Source organism: Aeromonas sp. R5-3, from assembly GCF_040908225.1.
Taxonomy (GTDB): Bacteria; Pseudomonadota; Gammaproteobacteria; order Enterobacterales; family Aeromonadaceae; genus Aeromonas; species Aeromonas dhakensis.
The window spans coordinates 62,717-79,400 of record NZ_JBFODH010000026.1; the positions used below are offsets into that span (position 1 = coordinate 62,717).

Consider the following 16,684-nt stretch of genomic DNA (forward strand, 5'->3'; position numbering starts at 1 on the left):
CTTTGCGCGCAGAAGTAACAGGGAGTGTTATGTATCTGAAGCAAACCATCCTCGCCTGCCTGTTGGCCACGTTGAGCCAGGGAGCTCAGGCCGACCAGCTCAAACTGAAGGCAGGCTATCCCGAGACCTATGTGGTGCAAAAAGGCGACACCCTCTGGGATATTTCCGGCCAGTATCTGGCAGAGCCCTGGCTCTGGCCAAGGCTCTGGAACATCAACCCGCAGATCGCCAATCCCCACTGGATCTACCCGGGTGACGTGCTGCACCTGAGCTGGGTCAATGGCGAGCCGCGGCTCGGCAAGGCGACCCAGGGCGGCAAGCAGGTGATCCGCCTCTCTCCCAAGAGCCGCTACGAGAACAAGGCCAATCCCATTCCGACCCTGCCGCTCAGCGAGATAGGCCCCTTCCTGCAGACCGACCATATTCTGGCAAACAGCCAGCAGGCGAAGCAGTTGCCCTACGTGCTCGGCAATGATGAGGCCCATATTGGCATGCTGGAGGGCGATACCCTCTACGTGCAGGGTTCGCTGATCCCGGGCCAGGATTACGGCATCTACCACCCTGGCGCCATCTACAAGGATCGGAAAACCGGCGAGCAACTTGGGCAGGAGGCGGTCTTCGTCGGTACGGCCAGGGCGGAGGCCCTGCTGCCGGATGGTCGTACCCGGGTCACCCTCAGCCACAGCAAGCGGGAAGTGTATCAGGGAGACAAGCTGATGCCGTTCCCGCCGCAGGAGAGCCTCTCCGCCGTGTTTACACCCAAAGCGGCCCCCGTCATCTCGCCCGGCTATATCGTCGATCTGCCGAGCAAGGCCCGGGGGGGCGGCAAGTTCGATGTCGTGCTCATCAACAAGGGTCTGCGGGATCAGGTGGCTCCCGGCGATGTGCTGGAGATCCTGCGACCCGGGACCCGGCTGGTGAGCAAGAATGGCAAGGTCGCCTATCGGGAGTACTCTTCCGTCTATGACAAGGCCTTCTATTCTGCCGGCAAATCACCGCTCCCCTCGGAGGCGGTGGCGCGGGTCATGCTGTTCAAGGTGTATGACAAGTTGAGCTACGGGCTGATCCTGCAAAGCCAGAACATGGTCGGCACCGGCTATCAGGTCAGCAACTTCTGACGTGACGCTTCCATCCGGGCGACTCGCGCTGTGGCTGACACTGGATGCCGTCACCGGTATCGGCCCGGTCACTGCCGCTCGTCTGCTCGCCCATTTCGGCGGCGACATCGCCGCCCTGTTCGACTCGGAAGATGGCACCTTGCGAGAACTGGGTCTGCAAAGTGCCCAGATCCGGCAGATGCGATGGCCTCTGCCGGTGGTCGAACAGGGGCTGAGCTGGGCAGCCGAGCCCGGCAATCATCTTCTCTGCCCCGACGATCCCGCCTATCCACCTCTGCTCAAGGAGATCCCAGCCGCCCCTCTGTTGCTCTACTGCCGCGGCAATCTGGCAGCACTGTCTGTTCCCCAGCTGGCGATGGTCGGCACGCGCCACCCGACCTATGCCGGCAAGGAAAATGCTGCCCGCCTCTGCAGCGAGCTGGTCGCGTGCGGATTGGCCATTACCTCAGGTCTGGCGCTTGGCATCGATGGGATTTGTCATCAACAGGCGCTGACAAACGGGGGGATCACCCTGGCAGTGCTGGGTTCAGGGCTCGACAGCCTCTACCCCAAGCGTCATCAGGGGCTGGCAGAGCAGATCCTGGCGCAGGATGGTGTGCTCATCTCCGAGCTGGTGCCCGACAAGGGGCCGCTGGCGGAACACTTTCCACGGCGCAATCGCATCATCAGCGGCCTGTCGCTGGGAACCCTGGTGGTGGAGGCGGCCGAGCAGAGCGGTTCGCTCATCACTGCCCGTTACGCGCTCGAACAGGGGCGGGATGTCTTCGCCGTGCCGGGGGCACCGCAGAACGGGCAGGCGCTGGGCTGCAACAAATTAATCCAGCAGGGGGCCAAACTTGTGTTGAGCGCGGCCGATATAGTGGAAGAGCTGCCGGGATTCTGTGCCCTGAGCCATCTAGGGACGGATATGTCTGAGCAGCAGCATAATAGCGAATTGCCTTATGCCGATTTGTTGGATAACGTAGATTACGAGACCACGAGCGTGGATACCGTTGCCGAGCGGACCCAGCTTCCTGTCGAAGTGGTATTGGGCAGGTTGGTTGAGCTGGAGCTGGCCGGAGCAGTGATGGCGGTAGCCGGTGGATACGTCAGAGCGAGGAGGGCGAATCATGTTTGATGTATTGATGTACCTTTTCGAGACCTACATCCACAGCGATGCAGATGTGACGGTCGAACAAAACGAACTCACCGATGAACTGAGCCGCGCCGGTTTCGACAAGGAGGAGATCGAGAAGGCACTCGACTGGCTGGAAAGATTGGCCAATCTGCACGACAGCGAGCGGGAGGTCTACGTGGCCGCCAGCACGCAAGGCTCGATGCGTATCTATGCCCCGCAAGAACTGGCCCGTCTAAGCACCGAGTGCCGCGGCTTCCTGCTGTTTCTGGAGCAGGCCCAGGTGCTCAACGCCGAAACCCGCGAAATCTGCATCGAGCGTTTGCTCGAGCTGGACAAGCCGGATATCGAGCTGGATGACCTGAAGTGGGTGGTCATGATGGTGCTCTTCAACGTTCCCGGCAGTGAAAACGCCTACCAGCAGATGGAAGAGCTGGTGTTTGACGAGTCAGATGGAGTCATCCACTGACAGCCCGCAGCCGCGCTGGTAGAATCCGGATCATCTGGATTTCAAGGCGCGGCCCATGTCAAAGATCGATCACCACCTCTTTTCTGCCCACGAGCATGCGCTTGAACGTGAGCCATGCCCGCAGTGTGGTGCCGAGCTGGTGATCCGCCAGGGCAAGCACGGCCCTTTTCTGGGCTGTTCCGCCTACCCTGCCTGCGACTTCATTCGCTCCCTGACCCCCTCCGGCCGTGACATCGAGAAAGTGCTCGAGGGCTCTGCCTGTCCGGACTGTGGCCAGCCGCTGGCGATCAAGAAGGGGCGCTATGGGTTGTTCGTGGGCTGTACCCAATATCCGGCCTGCCAGCACATCGAATCCCTGCAGGAGAGTGACGATACCCAGGTACTTTGTCCCGAGTGCGGCAAGGGTCATCTGATCAGTCGGACCTCGCGTTATGGCAAGCAGTTCTACTCCTGCGACGGCTATCCCCACTGCAAATACGTCGTCAATGACAAGCCGGTTGCCATGCCTTGCCCGCAGTGCGGCTGGGGCATCATGGTGGAGAAAAAAGTGCGGGGGAGCGTGCGCTGGATCTGTCCGCAAAAGAAATGCGGCCACCAGAGCGAGCGGGTATAATCGCGCCGCCTTGAGCGAATTGAAACGTTTTCGGCAACCTTCCACCCCCCACTTGGAGTAAGGAAATTCCCGCCATGACTAAACCTTTCGTTGCCGTATTGATGGGCTCTGATTCCGATTTTCCCGTGATGCAGACCACTCTTGAGGTTCTCAAGTCGTTCGACATCGCGGTGGAAGTGAAGGTGACTTCCGCACACCGTACCCCGGCAGCGACCCACCAGTACGTAACCGATGCCGAAGCCCGTGGCTGCAAGGTCTTTATCTGCGCCGCCGGTCTGGCCGCTCACCTGGCAGGTGCCGTGGCTGGCATCACTACGCGTCCCGTGATCGGCGTGCCCATCGATGGTGGCCCGCTCAAGGGGCTGGATGCCCTGCTCTCCACCGTGCAGATGCCGGGTGGTGTGCCGGTGGCAACCGTGGCTATCGGTAAAGCCGGTGCCAAAAATGCCGGCTATCTGGCCGCCCAGATGCTGGCGGTGGCCGATGATGAACTGGCGGCCAAGGTTCGGGCCGAGCGCCAGAAGAATGCCGACGAGGTGCTGGCCAAGGATGCCGCCCTGCAGGCTCAACTCAAGTAAGCCCCGAGACGGCAACCACGGTCAGCTTCGCTCTGTTGTTGGCAGGGGGATGAAGGGGGCTACAGTGGTTGCCACCCTGCGGGGTCAACCTTAATTGATGATGAGGCGACAGCCCGGCTGTCGCATTTTTTATGTCCAAAGAATTTGAACTTGCTGTTGCCGCACTCCAGCACGATGGGGTGATTGCCTACGCTACCGAAGCGGTTTTTGGCCTGGGATGTGATCCCGATTCCGAAGCGGCGGTACAACGCCTGCTGGCGATCAAGCAACGACCGGTAGAGAAAGGGTTGATCCTGATTGCCGCCGATCTGGCCCAGCTGCAGGATTACATCGATTTGGACCAGCTCACCAGCGAGCAGCTGGCCAGGGTGGAGGCCAGCTGGCCCGGTCCCTTTACCTGGATCATGCCGGCTCGTCCCGATACGCCGGCCTGGCTGACCGGACAATTTGACACCCTGGCCGTGCGCGTCACGGCACATCCACAGGTACAGGCGCTGTGTCGTGCCTTTGGCAAGCCGCTGGTCTCCACCAGTGCCAATCTGACTGGCGAGGAGCCTGCCCGCCGGCTGGCCGACATCGGCGAATTGCTGGCCAGCCAGCTGGCCTATATCCTGCCCGGCGAGGTGGGGGGGCAGGCCAACCCATCCGAGATCAAGGATGCCAGAACCGGTGCCGTCATTCGCCCCTCCTGAGCGGCGTTGGTGACGAGGTCTGGTGGCTATGCGGACGGGCGGAGTGCCGGTTCGAGGACATCACAATAATAGGGTCAGGCGACGATCCTGGCTGACTGGAGACAAGATGAGCAAACCGGATGTAGCCCAGGTCAAGGCCTTCCTGCTGCAGTTGCAGGACGACATCTGCCGTGGACTGGAGCAGGCTGACGGTGCCGGGCACTTTGTGGAGGATGCCTGGCAGCGTGAGGGGGGCGGCGGTGGTCGTACCCGGGTGCTGCGCCATGGTGCTGTGATCGAGCAGGGCGGGGTCAACTTCTCCCATGTGTATGGCGATGCCATGCCTGCTTCCGCCACGGCACATCGCCCCGAGTTGGCCGGCCGCAGGTTCGAGGCCATGGGGGTGTCGCTGGTGATCCATCCGCACAACCCCTACGTGCCGACCAGCCATGCCAATGTGCGCTTCTTCATCGCGGAAAAGGAGGGGGAGGCGCCCATCTGGTGGTTCGGAGGGGGCTTCGATCTGACGCCCTTCTATCCGTTCGCAGAAGACGTTCGGCACTGGCATCAGGTTTCCCACGACCTCTGCCAGCCATTTGGCGACGACATCTATCCCGAGTTCAAGTCCTGGTGCGATCGCTACTTCTTCCTCAAGCATAGAGGCGAGACCCGTGGTGTCGGCGGTCTCTTCTTCGACGATCTCAATCGCTGGCCGTTTGCCGACAGTTTTGCCTTCATGCGAGCGGTGGGTGAAGGCTACCTCGCCGCCTATCTGCCGATTGTCGAGCGACGCAAAGGAGATGCCTATGGCGAGCGGGAGCGGGAGTTCCAGCTATATCGCCGCGGTCGCTACGTGGAGTTCAATCTGGTATATGACCGCGGTACCCTGTTTGGTCTGCAGACGGGGGGGCGCACCGAGTCTATCCTGATGTCGATGCCGCCACTGGCCCGCTGGGAGTATGACTGGCAACCGGAGGCTGGCAGCCCGGAGGCGCAGCTCTACACCGACTATCTCAAGCCGCGTGAGTGGCTGTGAAGCAAGGGGCCATCGCGGCCCCTTCTTGTTGCCGATATTCGACTTGTTCCCGCGGGGGAAAACCCGTTAAATCGGGAGATTGCCCTCTAAAGGAACGCCTTGATGGATCGTTATCTGGTTTTTGGCCACCCGGTGCGCCACAGCAAATCCCCCTTCATTCATACCCTCTTTGCCCGGCAGACCCAGCAAGAACTGGAATATGGTCTGGCCGAGCCGGCAGTCGAGGAGTTCGCCACCGCATTGCGTGCCTTCTTTGCCCAGGGCGGCAAAGGGTGCAACGTCACTGTCCCCTTCAAGGAGCAGGCATTTGCCCTGGTCGACCGGCTGAGCCCCAGGGCCAAACGGGCGGGGGCGGTCAATACCATCAAGTTGACCGATGACGGCGTATTGCTGGGGGACAATACAGATGGGGCCGGGCTGGTGGCTGACCTCAAGTCCCACGGGATGAATTTGGCCGGCAGCAGGATCCTGCTGCTGGGAGCGGGTGGTGCGGCGCGCGGTGCGCTGGCGCCCTTGCTGGCCGAACTGCCGACCGAAGTGGTGATCGCCAACCGGACCCACGCCCGGGCCGAGCAGCTGGCAGCCGAGTTTGCTGATCTGGGGTCCGTCAGTGCCCAGACTTACCCACAGCTGGCCGGTCCTTTCGATCTGATCATCAACTCCACCTCCGCCAGCCTGCAGGGAGAGCTCCCGCCGCTGGATCCTGCCCTGATCCATGCCGGCATCGCCATCTACGACATGATGTATGGTGCGACGGATACCCCCTTCATTGGCTGGGCCAGACAACATGGTGCCAGCCAGACCATGGACGGGCTGGGCATGCTGGTGGAACAGGCGGCCGAAGCGTTTACCGTGTGGCGCGGAATCCGGCCAGGGACTAAACAGGTATTGAGAGAACTGCAACGCAATCTGGGGACCCTATGAATCAAGGCATCCTGTTTCCCGAGCTGGCGGACTGGCAACCGCATGAACAGCGCATCCATTTTCCCGCCCAGCAGATGGGTGCACTGGTCGACTGCTACATCAGCCGCCGGCGACTGGAAAAAATGACCGGTCTCTCCCTGGCCAGGGAGGAGGACATACTGCGGGCCTTCGAAAGCGTACGTTTTGACATCGAAGAGATGGCTGAAAAACTCATTGAAGAACAAGAGTTTGCAGAGGATGGTGCAATCTATCTGTGATTTTTACGAGTTTTTTCTCAAAGCAGCGGAACTTGTACCAAGAGACGTGGACTAACTAGATAGTTGAGGAAGTGCTAGCTAGTCACCTTTATAACGCCCCGGTATTCGTACTGGGGATTTTTTTATCTGCATGAAAAGTAAGAAAATTTATGTAATTCATTTTCCGTGAAACTAAATTACATAAATTACTTTCACTTTCTGCTGCTTTGCTATACAGTTAGCAACGTAGGGTACAGAGGTAAGATGTTCTATCTTTCAGACCTTTTATTTCACGTAATTGAATGTGGCTGAATAGCAGCCCCGGTGAGTCATCATCGGGGCGTTTTTTTATGGGTTGCGTTTAGAGTAAATGCTTTAATGTTGGTGAATATTTGTTAGAATGAAAGGGCTTCTTGAGGAAAAACCAGTCGTCTTTGTTCTCAAGATTTAGCTTCTTCCCAATTTTTGAACTGATTGTTTAAGGCCGGTACTGCATCTGCAGCACCGGCCTCATTTTTATCCCTCCGCCACAGAAAATGTAATTAAATTTCATTTTGGTACTTATTAAGCGATATCGCCGCTTTTCCTCTGCATGAATTTGAAAACGTTGCCAATGGGATGAAAAGTTAATTGTTATATAAAATTAACTATTTATCCCATTGATCAATATGGTTATTCAGATTTTTGGAGGGAGGTAAGCCAAGCGTGGATGGAGGGCAGAGAAGGGGGCTCACAGGCTGAAAGCCTTTCAATCAGCGGAGGAGCCGCTCCGCCAATTGCATGGTTGCTTGCCGCGTCAACAAGAGGGGAGTTATTCCTCGATCGACTCTTGTTCGTCGTCAATCACCTCATCAGCGCCAGCCTGATACCAGCCGGTTAGCGTCTGGGCCAGCTTTTCCACCCCGATGTTGTTCAGCGAGGAGAAGGCTTCCACCTGGATATGCGGGCCCAGTGCCGCCACGGCCTGGCGTACCTTGATGACCTGATTGTTGCGCGGGCCCGGGCTCAGCTTGTCGGCCTTGGTCAGCAGCAGCATGACAGGCAGTGCGCGGTGGGCGCTCCACTCCAGCATGTTCATGTCGGTATCTTTGAGCGGGTGACGGATGTCCATCAGGATCACCAGCCCTTTCAAGGACTCGCGACGCTGCAGATATTCAGCCAGGGACTTTTGCCACTTAAGCTTCATTTCCAGCGGAACTTGCGCATAACCGTAACCCGGCAGGTCGACCAGACGCTTGCCCGGCTCCAGCTCGAACAGGTTGATCAACTGGGTGCGACCCGGGGTCTTACTGGTACGCGCCAGGTTCTTGTGCTTGGTCAAGGTATTCAATGCAGATGACTTACCGGCATTGGAACGGCCGGCAAACGCAATCTCGACACCCCCATCATTTGGCAGGTGACGGATGTCGGGTGCGCTGGTCACAAAATGCACCTTATTGAAATTCAGAGTTTGTGTATCCAACGTAAATTCCCCATAGAGATAGAGGGTTATAGAGTTACTTTTTTGTGAAATCGTGTAAAATGGCGTCGCTTAAACGCGTTTATTTTAACATGCCTTCAGCGGCATGGGATCTGGAAGCCTAATAACGAGAAGTTGGAACGCCATGAAGAACCTAGTCATTACTCTTGCTCTGATGGTTGGCGTAACGGGGATGGCACAAGCCAAGGGCGATGCCGCTGCGGGACAAACCAAGGCTGCCGTTTGCGCGGCCTGTCACGGACCGGACGGAAACAGCCTTGTCGACATGTATCCCAAGATTGCTGGTCAGCACGCATCATATATCAAAAAGCAGTTAGTTGAACTGAAGGCTGCAGCTTCCGGCCAAACTGGTCGGGTTGCTCCCATCATGGGGCCGATGGCGCTTCCCCTGTCCGAGCAGGACATGGAGGACCTGGCTGCCTACTTCTCCAGCCAGAAGGTGACGCCGATCGCCGTGCCCGATGATGCTGTGGCGGCAGGCAAGGCGCTCTACATGGGGGGCGACATGAGCCGCGGTCTGGCTGCCTGTACCGCCTGTCATGGTCCTCGTGGTTCCGGGGTCGAGCAGGCCAAATATCCAAGCCTCTCCGGCCAGCACCCTGCCTACATCAAGGCTCAACTCACCGCCTTCCGGGCTGCCGCTCGTGACAACGATCCGAACGGCATGATGCGGGATGTGGCCAAGAAGCTGACCGATCAGGATATCGAAGTGCTATCCAAATATGTGGCGGGCCTGCACTGATTGCGGTCGTTTATCCAGCCCGTTGATATTGACGAGGAGCCAGCGGCTCCTCGTTTCTTTTTGGCCTTTAACACCATTTGGCCAATTTTTTCTCGCATTGTTGTAAGAGATCTCCCATTCATGAGCCTGGCCAGGGCTTAAAAAATTCGGGAATAATGCTTAGTAATTCATTAATTTCAATATGTTAAATGACAATAGATGGATTATTTCCGTTTGAAAACGTTCCTGGTGGATTGAGCCACTTTATTAAGTTGATACAGTGGATGCATGGAGTGGCCCGCAGGGCAGTTCACGACAGGGATGACGTGAAAGACAGGATGTCGAGGCGGCAGGACGCCACGGAGCCATGCAAGTGGCAGGCAAAGGATTGAAAAACCAGGATGGTGACCGTTCAGGAAGAGCGGGGCTGCGGGACGCAACCACCCCAGAAGATGACCGGACGTCGTCGGCATGGGTCAGGCAAGCACACGCACATTCAGGATCGACCAATTAAGGTCAGGACGACCACACACAAAGATATGATGCGCAGACGTATCACCACGGACAGGGTGATTTGCAGCCAGGGATGGGACTCGCATAAACATATCAAGGCAGCTTCGGCTGCCTTTTTTCTTTTGGGTCATTAACCCGCCCGGTCATTCTGTGTCAAAATACCAGCAACATGCCCAGAGGATGCCGATCCTGCGGTATTTGGTGGTCATTCATGGCCGGATGGGTGCGGGATCCCACTTTTTGTTTCTCGTCCATCACTCCCGGTATCAGCATCCTCCCCGGCCCACATCAGGCCGGGAACGGGTTTCAATCCAGTTATTTGTCGGAGTCAGTCATTCATGTCGGCTAAACAACCCAATCGCAAGCCCGCCGGTAAGCGCAAAGAATCAGAGGCCAGTGCCCAGGAAGGCCGTGAGCGCAAGCGCGCCGCCAAGCGCAAGGGCTTGAAGGCCGGATCCCGCCAGCAAGTCGAGCAGAGCGGCAAGAAAGGCGGTACCAAGCAGGCCAAGGACCCGCGTATCGGTTCCCGCAAGCCCGTCGCGCTGATCGTGGAAGAGAAGGGTGGCAAGCCGGTGGCGCCCAAACCCGCCAAAGAGAAGAAGCTGGTGATGACACCCGAGCAGGAGCTGGCCTCCATCGAGAATGATGATCGCCTCAATGACCTGCTGGATCGTCTGGATGCTGGTGAAACCCTGGAAGCGACCGAGCAGGCCTGGGTCGATCAGCGGGTCGATCGCTATCAGGAGCTGATGGACGAGCTTGGCATCATCGACAACGATGACGATGAAGACGACATGGACTTTGATGATGCCGACTTTGACGAGCCGAACCAACCTGCCTCCGAAGAGGAGCTGTGGGATCGTTTCACTCAGGTTGACTATCAGCCGGAGCCCAAGCCTGAGCCGAAGAAAAAGTGATGAGTGGATGGATGCTGGCCGCCCTGTTGGGCGGCCTGATTTTGTTGGGGCTGGCCTTCTATGCCGGTTCCCTGCTGGCCCGTCTCAAGCGCCAGCACGACAGTCAGCAGCAGGCCATCGCGGCCCGCAATGAGCGTATTCTCGAGAGCGTCAGGGTCATCGCCCACGCGGTACGAGACGGCCAGTGCGACTACTCCGAGGGTGCCATCCGGCTGACCAACCTGCTCGATGCACTGCAGATCAAGGGCGGTCGTGCCTTTGCCGGTGAATTTCCGGGTCTGTACGGTCTCTACGAGAAGGTGAAAGAGATGCCGACCCATGAGGCGAGGCGGGCCCTCAAGCGCAATGAAATCATGAAGATGGATCTCGAACGCAGTGGCTATGAGGCCGAGCTGGAGGCGCAGATCCTCAAGGATGTGGCCCGACTGAAGGATTTTCAGTTAAGCCGGTGAGCCAATAACAACAAGAGGAAGCAAGCGTGCAAGCAGAACAGATTGTGTGGGATCAGGCCCTGATCGAAAAATATAATTACAGCGGCCCGCGTTATACCTCCTATCCCACTGCGCTGGAGTTCAACGAGGGCTTCGGTTATCCGGACTTCGTCCAGGCCGCGAGCCAGTATCCGGCGCGCAACCTGTCGCTTTACGTGCACATCCCCTTCTGTCACAAGCTCTGCTACTACTGCGGTTGCAACAAGGTGATCACCCGTCACCGCCACAAGGCTGACCAGTACCTCGATTACCTCGAGCAAGAGATCAAGGCACAGGCCCCGCTGTTCAAGGAGCGGCTGGTGACCCAGCTGCACTGGGGCGGCGGCACGCCCACCTATCTGGATGAACCCCAGACCCGCCGGCTGATGGCCATGTTGCGGGAACATTTCAACTTCGCCACAGAGGGCGAAATCAGCATCGAGGTGGATCCGCGCGAGATCGAGCTCTCCATGTTGGACGTGCTGCGGGAAATCGGCTTCAACCGCATCAGCCTCGGCGTGCAGGATTTCAACAAGGAGGTCCAGGTCGCGGTCAACCGCGAGCAGGACAACGACTTCATCCGCGCCATGCTGGAGCGGGCCCGCGAACTGGGTTTTCGTTCCACCAATCTGGATCTCATCTACGGCCTGCCGCACCAGAACCGGGAGAGCTTCCACCATACCCTGGAAGAGGTGCTCAAGACCGACCCGGCGCGCCTCTCCATCTTCAACTATGCCCACCTGCCGAGCCGTTTTGCCGCCCAGCACAAGCTGAAGGAGGCGGACATGCCGGCGCCGCAGGAGAAGCTGGCCATGCTGCAGGACACCATCGCCTTCCTGACCGGTCAGGGTTACCAGTTCATCGGCATGGATCACTTCGCCAAGCCGGACGACGAACTGGCGGTGGCCCAGCGTGAGGGCAAGCTGCATCGCAACTTCCAGGGCTATACCACCCAGGGGGATTGCGACCTGCTGGGGCTGGGGGTCTCCTCCATCAGCATGATCGGCGATGCCTATTCCCAGAACCAGAAAGAGCTCAAGGCCTACTACGCCCAGGTGGAAACGCTGGGGCACGCCCAGTGGAAGGGGTGTTCCCTCAATCGGGACGACCTGATCCGCCGCGAGGTGATCAAGCGCCTCATCTGCGATTTTTCCCTGAACTTTGCCGCCGTCGAGCAGGCCCATGATCTGGTGTTCAATGAGTACTTCGCCGAGGACCTCAAGCTGCTGCAGACCTTCATCGATGACGGACTGGTGTGCATGACCGAAGAGGGGCTGGAGGTGGTCTCCACCGGTCAGCTGCTGATCCGCAATATCTGCATGTGTTTCGATGTTTACCTGCGGAGCAAGGCGCGCCAGCAGCAGTTTTCCCGGGTGATCTAAGCCGGTCGATGCTGTTGGAAAATAAAAAAACCGCCGAGAGGCGGTTTTTTATTGGGCTTGGCTGTACTCAGCGCTGGGCTGCGCGGGCGCTCAGCTCGGCCTTTTCGCTCTCGCTCAGGAAGGCCAGGGTCAGGCCATTCTGCTGGGCGGTGCGGATCTCGCTCATCGTCATGCCGGCGGCCGGAGCGGCTACTTCATATTCGTGGGGCAGGTCGATCCCCTCGACCGCCGGGTCGTCGGTGTTGAGACAGGCCAGCACGCCGGCGGCCAGGAACTGGCGGATCGGGTGCTCGATCAGGCTCGCCACCGTGGTGGTTTGAATGTTGGAGGTGAGGCAGGATTCGATGCCGATGCGGTGCTCGGCCAGATAGGCCATCAGGGCTGGATCCTGAATCGCCTTGACGCCGTGGCCGATACGTTCGGCCCCCAGCTCGCGAATGGCCTGCCACATGCTTTCGGGGCCGGCGGCTTCACCGGCGTGCACGGTGACGCGCATGCCCGCATCGCGCACCCGGCGGAAGTGCTCGGTGAACAGCTCGCCCGGGAAGCCCAGCTCGTCGCCGGCCAGATCGATGGCAACCAGCTTGTCGCGATGAGCCAGGCAGGCATCCAGCTCCTGCTTGCACTGCTCGGTGCCGAAGGTACGGCTCATGATGCCGATCAGGTTGGTCTTGATGCCGAAGTCGCGGCTACCGGCCGCTACGCCATCGATGATGGCTTCGACCACGCCCTGTGGGTGCAGCTTGTGAGCCATCGCCATGTAGGCCGGGCTGAAGCGCAGTTCGGCATAGTCGATGCCAGCGCGCAGCAGATCTTCCACGTTCTCGTAGGCCACCCGGCGGCAGGCATCGTAGTCGGCCAGCACGGCCACACCCCAGTCCAGTTTCTTCAGGAAGGCGACCAGGCTCGGTTCATTCTCGACGATCTGCACATGAGGACGCAGCGCCTCCAGCTCGAAGGCGGGCAGTTGAATGTTGTGCTGACGGCCCAGCTCGAGGATGGTCTGCGGGCGGATGTTGCCGTCCAGATGGCGGTGCAGGTCGGTCAGGGGGAGGGATCTGTCAATCATGATGGCGCCTTCTTCGAGTCGGGTGTGAAAGCCTGCCATTCTAGGCGGGGCTTCCAAAAAAGATACCCCGTTTGAAATCAAACGGGGTCTTATTGGTCGGCGATTTGCCAAGGCGTGATGGGAATCGTTTTTCCCAAGGACTCAGGAGAGGTCGAGCTCCTTCAGCTTGCGGGTCAGAGTGTTTCGCCCCCAACCGAGCAGCCGGGCCGCCTCCTGTTTGTGGCCATGGGTATGGTCCAGCGCGGTTTCCAGCATGATCCGCTCGAACTGGGGTAGGGCATCGGCCAGGATGTCGGTCTCCCCCAGCGCCAGCTTGGCGGCGACCCAATCCTGCAACTGCTGCTGCCAGCCGCCGGACAGCGCCGGCTGGCCCGGCTCGGCGGTGCTGGTGATGGGGGTCAGCAGCTCGGTGGGCAGGTCGCTCACCAGCACCTCCTGCCCCGAGGCCATCACGGTGAGCCAGCGACAGACGTTCTCCAGCTGGCGCACGTTGCCGGGCCAGGGCAGGCGGCTGATATAGGCCTGGGTATCCGGATGCAGGCTCTTGGCCTCCACGTTCAGCTCCTTGGCTGCCCGCAGCAGAAAGTGACGGGCCAGTTGGGGAATGTCTTCGCGCCGCTCCTTGAGGGCGGGAATGTGGATGCGGATGACGTTGAGGCGGTGGAACAGGTCTTCCCGAAACTCGCCGTCGGCCACCCGCTTCTCCAGATTCTGGTGGGTGGCGGCGATGATCCGCACATCCACCTGTACCGGCTGATGGCCACCGACCCGGTAGAACTGGCCATCGGCCAGCACCCGCAGCAGTCGGGTCTGCACATCCAGCGGCATGTCGCCTATCTCGTCGAGAAACAGGGTGCCACCGTCGGCTTGCTCGAAGCGGCCGTGGCGGATGTTGTTGGCGCCAGTGAAGGCCCCTTTCTCATGACCGAACAGTTCCGATTCGATGAGATCTTTCGGGATGGCCGCCATGTTGAGGGCGATGAAGTTCTTGTGGGCGCGCGGGCTGTGCTTGTGCAGGGCGTGGGCGACCAGCTCCTTGCCGGTGCCGCTCTGGCCGTTGATCAGCACCGAGATGCTGGAGCGCGACAGCCGGCCGATGGCGCGGAATACCTCCTGCATGGCCGGCGCCTCGCCGATGATCTCGGGGCTGCTGGCCGGATCCTGCTGGCGAGCCTTGCGCTTGGTGCGCTGCTCCTTGAGGTGATTCTCGGCGCGGCGCACTAGAGTCACAGCCTCGTCGATGTCGAACGGCTTGGGGAGGTATTCGAAGGCGCCGCGCTGGTAGGCGTTGACTGCGCTGTCGAGATCCGAGTGGGCGGTCATGATGATGATGGGCAGGTCGGCCTGGCGGCGATGGATCTGCTCAAGCAGGCTGAGGCCGTCGATGCCGGGCATGCGGATATCGGAGAGGATCACGTCCGGCGAGCGCATCTCCAGCGAGCTCAGCAGCGCCTCGCCATCGGCGAAGCTTTCGCATTCGAAACCTTCACTGCCGAGGGTGCGCTCCAGCACCCAGCGGATAGAACTGTCGTCATCGACGATCCACACTTTTGCTGTCATGACGTTCCCTTATTTGCGAAGCGGTAGAAAGATGGTGAATTCGGTGTGGCCGGGCCAGCTGATGCAGTCGATCCGCCCCTTGTGCTGGTCGATCAGGTTCTGGGCAATGGAGAGGCCGAGCCCGGTGCCCCCCTCCTTGCCGGTGATCATCGGATAGAAGAGGGTGTCGCGGATGGCATCCGGGATGCCGGGGCCGTTGTCGATGATCTTGATCTCGGCCGCCAGCCGGTAGCGCTGGCCGTGGATGGTGATCTGGAACGCGGTGCGGGTCTTGATGCGGATGAGGCCGGTCTGTTCACCGATGGCCTCGGCGGCGTTGCGCACCATGTTGAGAAAGGCCTGTTGCAGCTGATCCGGCTCCATCTCGAACTCCGGGATGCTGGGATCATAATCCCGCTCGATGCGCACCGTTGGCGGTAGCTCCAGCTCCACCAGCCTACGCACCTGCTCCAGCACCGAGTGCACGTTGTGCATCTGGTGGCGACCGGGCCGCTGGGGGCCGAGCAGCCGGTCGACCAGCACCCGTAGCCGGTCGGCCTGCTCGATGATGATGCCGGTGTATTCGCGCAGGGCGGGGTCGGGCAGCTCCTTTTGCAGCAGCTGGGCCGCGCCGCGCAGACCGCCGAGGGGATTCTTGATCTCGTGGGCCAGGCCGCGTACCAGCTCCTTGGCCGCCTGCTGCTGGGCATGTTGCTGCAACTCCTGGCTGATCTTCTTCTGCTGGTCGATCTTGCGCAGCTCCACCACCATCAGCCGCTGTTCGTGGTCGGCCAGTGGACTGACGCTCATCTCCACCAGTCTGGGCTCCCCTTCCACCACCAGGGTGACTTCGCTGTCGGTGAAGCCCTGCCCCGAACTGAGGCACTGCTTGAGGCGCTGCAGATCGAGGGAGATATGTTCCAGCAGATGGGGCAGCTCGATGCCGATCAACCGGCGCTGACTGAGGGAGAGCAGCTGCTCGGCGGCGGGGTTGACGAACTGGATGCAGAGCCGTTCATCCATCAGGATGACGGCAGTCAGCAGGTTGTCGAGCAGTATCCTGGCTTGATCCGGGCGGGTTGGCACTGGTTTCTCCCTAAAACGGTGCTATACACCAGCTATGCACCAATGTGGTGCATTTAGTCTACCCGTATCGAGGCACAGGATCACCCCTTGTTGTTGAGCGGGGTCGCTTTGGGGGCTGAATTGATGCTGGCCCGGTGCAGGTAGAAGGTGACTGCCTTGGATTTAGCAAGGATCGTACCGTCTTTGGCGAGCAGCTCGAGCTGGGCCTCGTGGGCACCGCGATCCAGGTTTTCGACCCGGATGGCGAGGGCGTTGTTGACGAGGGGGGCCGCCTTGCCGTCCAGGGTCAGGCGCACGTCATACTGGGTGGGCGGCTGGGGCCTGACCTGGCCCTGGAACACCACGTTGCCTGTGTTGTCGCGCAGGGTGCTGCCCTGTTCCGGGGAGAGCAGCTCGATCACCAGCTTGGCTGCTTCCTTCTCTTTTTTGGCATCGACACCGGTCAGGCTGTTGAAGTTGTCCACCTGGACCGAGCGGGGGGCAGTGCCGATGAAGGGGGCGACGCGCAGATCGACCTCCTTGGCCTTCTGTCCCGGGGGCGGTGCATCCGTGTAGTGAACGACCCCCTGGTTGTCGGTCCAGGAGTATACCTTGGCGGCCTGGGCGGCACTGGTGGCCAGCAGCAACAGGCTCAGCATCCATACTGGGTAGGCGGTTTTCATCCATCTCTCCTTGACGGGATTCTGCTTAATCCTATCAGAGAAAAAACCCGCCTGTCGGCGGGTTTGGTCAAGTTCTGAGCTGGGAT

18 protein-coding genes are annotated in these 16,684 nt (G+C 59.7%); 13 read left to right on the forward strand and 5 right to left on the reverse strand.

Annotation, left to right across the window (positions count from 1 at the left end; genetic code table 11):
- Positions 1-29 precede the first annotated feature (29 nt).
- The 9 genes from AB5Y95_RS18120 (at position 30) to AB5Y95_RS18160 (ending at position 6,780) form a co-directional block, all read left to right on the forward strand.
- Positions 30-1,118 carry a LysM peptidoglycan-binding domain-containing protein gene (locus tag AB5Y95_RS18120; RefSeq protein WP_368161775.1) on the forward strand — a complete coding sequence of 363 codons (1,089 nt, stop codon included), beginning with the start codon at positions 30-32 and terminating at the stop codon, positions 1,116-1,118.
- 1 nt (position 1,119) lies between these two features.
- The gene (dprA, locus tag AB5Y95_RS18125) at positions 1,120-2,235 is read left to right on the forward strand and encodes a DNA-processing protein DprA (RefSeq protein ID WP_368161776.1); all 1,116 of its coding nucleotides are present in this window, start codon (positions 1,120-1,122) and stop codon (positions 2,233-2,235) included.
- A complete protein-coding gene (locus AB5Y95_RS18130) occupies positions 2,228-2,701 on the forward strand; it encodes a DUF494 family protein (protein ID WP_005307774.1) in 474 nt (157 codons plus the stop codon). Before dprA ends, AB5Y95_RS18130 begins: the two co-directional genes overlap by 8 nt.
- 55 nt (positions 2,702-2,756) lie before the next feature.
- Entirely contained in the window at positions 2,757-3,314 is a 558-nt protein-coding gene (locus tag AB5Y95_RS18135; RefSeq protein WP_005307777.1) for a type I DNA topoisomerase, read from the forward strand.
- Positions 3,315-3,388: 74 nt separating this feature from the next.
- Positions 3,389-3,892 carry a 5-(carboxyamino)imidazole ribonucleotide mutase gene (gene purE, locus AB5Y95_RS18140; protein WP_005307779.1) on the forward strand — a complete coding sequence of 168 codons (504 nt, stop codon included), beginning with the start codon at positions 3,389-3,391 and terminating at the stop codon, positions 3,890-3,892.
- A 131-nt stretch (positions 3,893-4,023) separates the two neighbouring features.
- The gene (locus AB5Y95_RS18145) at positions 4,024-4,584 is read left to right on the forward strand and encodes a Sua5/YciO/YrdC/YwlC family protein (RefSeq protein WP_005307782.1); all 561 of its coding nucleotides are present in this window, start codon (positions 4,024-4,026) and stop codon (positions 4,582-4,584) included.
- 106 nt (positions 4,585-4,690) lie between these two features.
- The gene (gene hemF / locus AB5Y95_RS18150) at positions 4,691-5,599 is read left to right on the forward strand and encodes an oxygen-dependent coproporphyrinogen oxidase (protein WP_024941522.1); all 909 of its coding nucleotides are present in this window, start codon (positions 4,691-4,693) and stop codon (positions 5,597-5,599) included.
- Between the two features lie 102 nt (positions 5,600-5,701).
- On the forward strand, positions 5,702-6,523 hold the full coding sequence (aroE, locus tag AB5Y95_RS18155) for a shikimate dehydrogenase (protein ID WP_244364441.1): 822 nt from the start codon (positions 5,702-5,704) through the stop codon (positions 6,521-6,523).
- A complete protein-coding gene (locus AB5Y95_RS18160; protein ID WP_005307791.1) occupies positions 6,520-6,780 on the forward strand; it encodes a DUF1488 domain-containing protein in 261 nt (86 codons plus the stop codon). The genes aroE and AB5Y95_RS18160 overlap by 4 nt, the downstream gene beginning before the upstream one ends.
- A gap of 790 nt (positions 6,781-7,570) precedes the next feature.
- Here the strand turns inward: AB5Y95_RS18160 and yihA are convergent.
- A complete protein-coding gene (gene yihA / locus AB5Y95_RS18165) occupies positions 7,571-8,221 on the reverse strand; it encodes a ribosome biogenesis GTP-binding protein YihA/YsxC (protein WP_005307794.1) in 651 nt (216 codons plus the stop codon).
- A 142-nt stretch (positions 8,222-8,363) separates the two neighbouring features.
- Between yihA and AB5Y95_RS18170 the strand changes: the two genes are divergently transcribed.
- From AB5Y95_RS18170 to hemN, 4 genes are all read left to right on the forward strand, one after another.
- Entirely contained in the window at positions 8,364-8,981 is a 618-nt protein-coding gene (locus AB5Y95_RS18170; RefSeq protein ID WP_005307797.1) for a cytochrome c, read from the forward strand.
- Positions 8,982-9,811: 830 nt separating this feature from the next.
- On the forward strand, positions 9,812-10,390 hold the full coding sequence (gene yihI / locus AB5Y95_RS18175) for a Der GTPase-activating protein YihI (RefSeq protein WP_005307800.1): 579 nt from the start codon (positions 9,812-9,814) through the stop codon (positions 10,388-10,390).
- 11 nt (positions 10,391-10,401) lie between these two features.
- Entirely contained in the window at positions 10,402-10,842 is a 441-nt protein-coding gene (locus AB5Y95_RS18180; RefSeq protein ID WP_005307801.1) for a DUF2489 domain-containing protein, read from the forward strand.
- Between the two features lie 26 nt (positions 10,843-10,868).
- Positions 10,869-12,242 carry an oxygen-independent coproporphyrinogen III oxidase gene (gene hemN, locus AB5Y95_RS18185; protein ID WP_368161777.1) on the forward strand — a complete coding sequence of 458 codons (1,374 nt, stop codon included), beginning with the start codon at positions 10,869-10,871 and terminating at the stop codon, positions 12,240-12,242.
- 67 nt (positions 12,243-12,309) lie between these two features.
- Here hemN and add read toward each other — a convergent pair whose 3' ends face one another.
- The 4 genes from add to AB5Y95_RS18205 form a co-directional block, all read right to left on the reverse strand.
- Positions 12,310-13,311 (reverse strand): adenosine deaminase, encoded by a 1,002-nt coding sequence (add, locus tag AB5Y95_RS18190; protein WP_368161778.1) that lies wholly within the window; start codon positions 13,309-13,311, stop codon positions 12,310-12,312.
- Between the two features lie 141 nt (positions 13,312-13,452).
- Entirely contained in the window at positions 13,453-14,871 is a 1,419-nt protein-coding gene (glnG, locus tag AB5Y95_RS18195; RefSeq protein WP_005307804.1) for a nitrogen regulation protein NR(I), read from the reverse strand.
- Between the two features lie 9 nt (positions 14,872-14,880).
- Complete coding sequence (glnL, locus tag AB5Y95_RS18200; RefSeq protein WP_005307805.1) at positions 14,881-15,936, reverse strand: nitrogen regulation protein NR(II); 1,056 nt, start codon at positions 15,934-15,936, stop codon at positions 14,881-14,883.
- An 80-nt stretch (positions 15,937-16,016) separates the two neighbouring features.
- Entirely contained in the window at positions 16,017-16,598 is a 582-nt protein-coding gene (locus AB5Y95_RS18205; RefSeq protein WP_005307806.1) for a DUF4124 domain-containing protein, read from the reverse strand.
- Between the last annotated feature and the right edge of the window lie 86 nt (positions 16,599-16,684).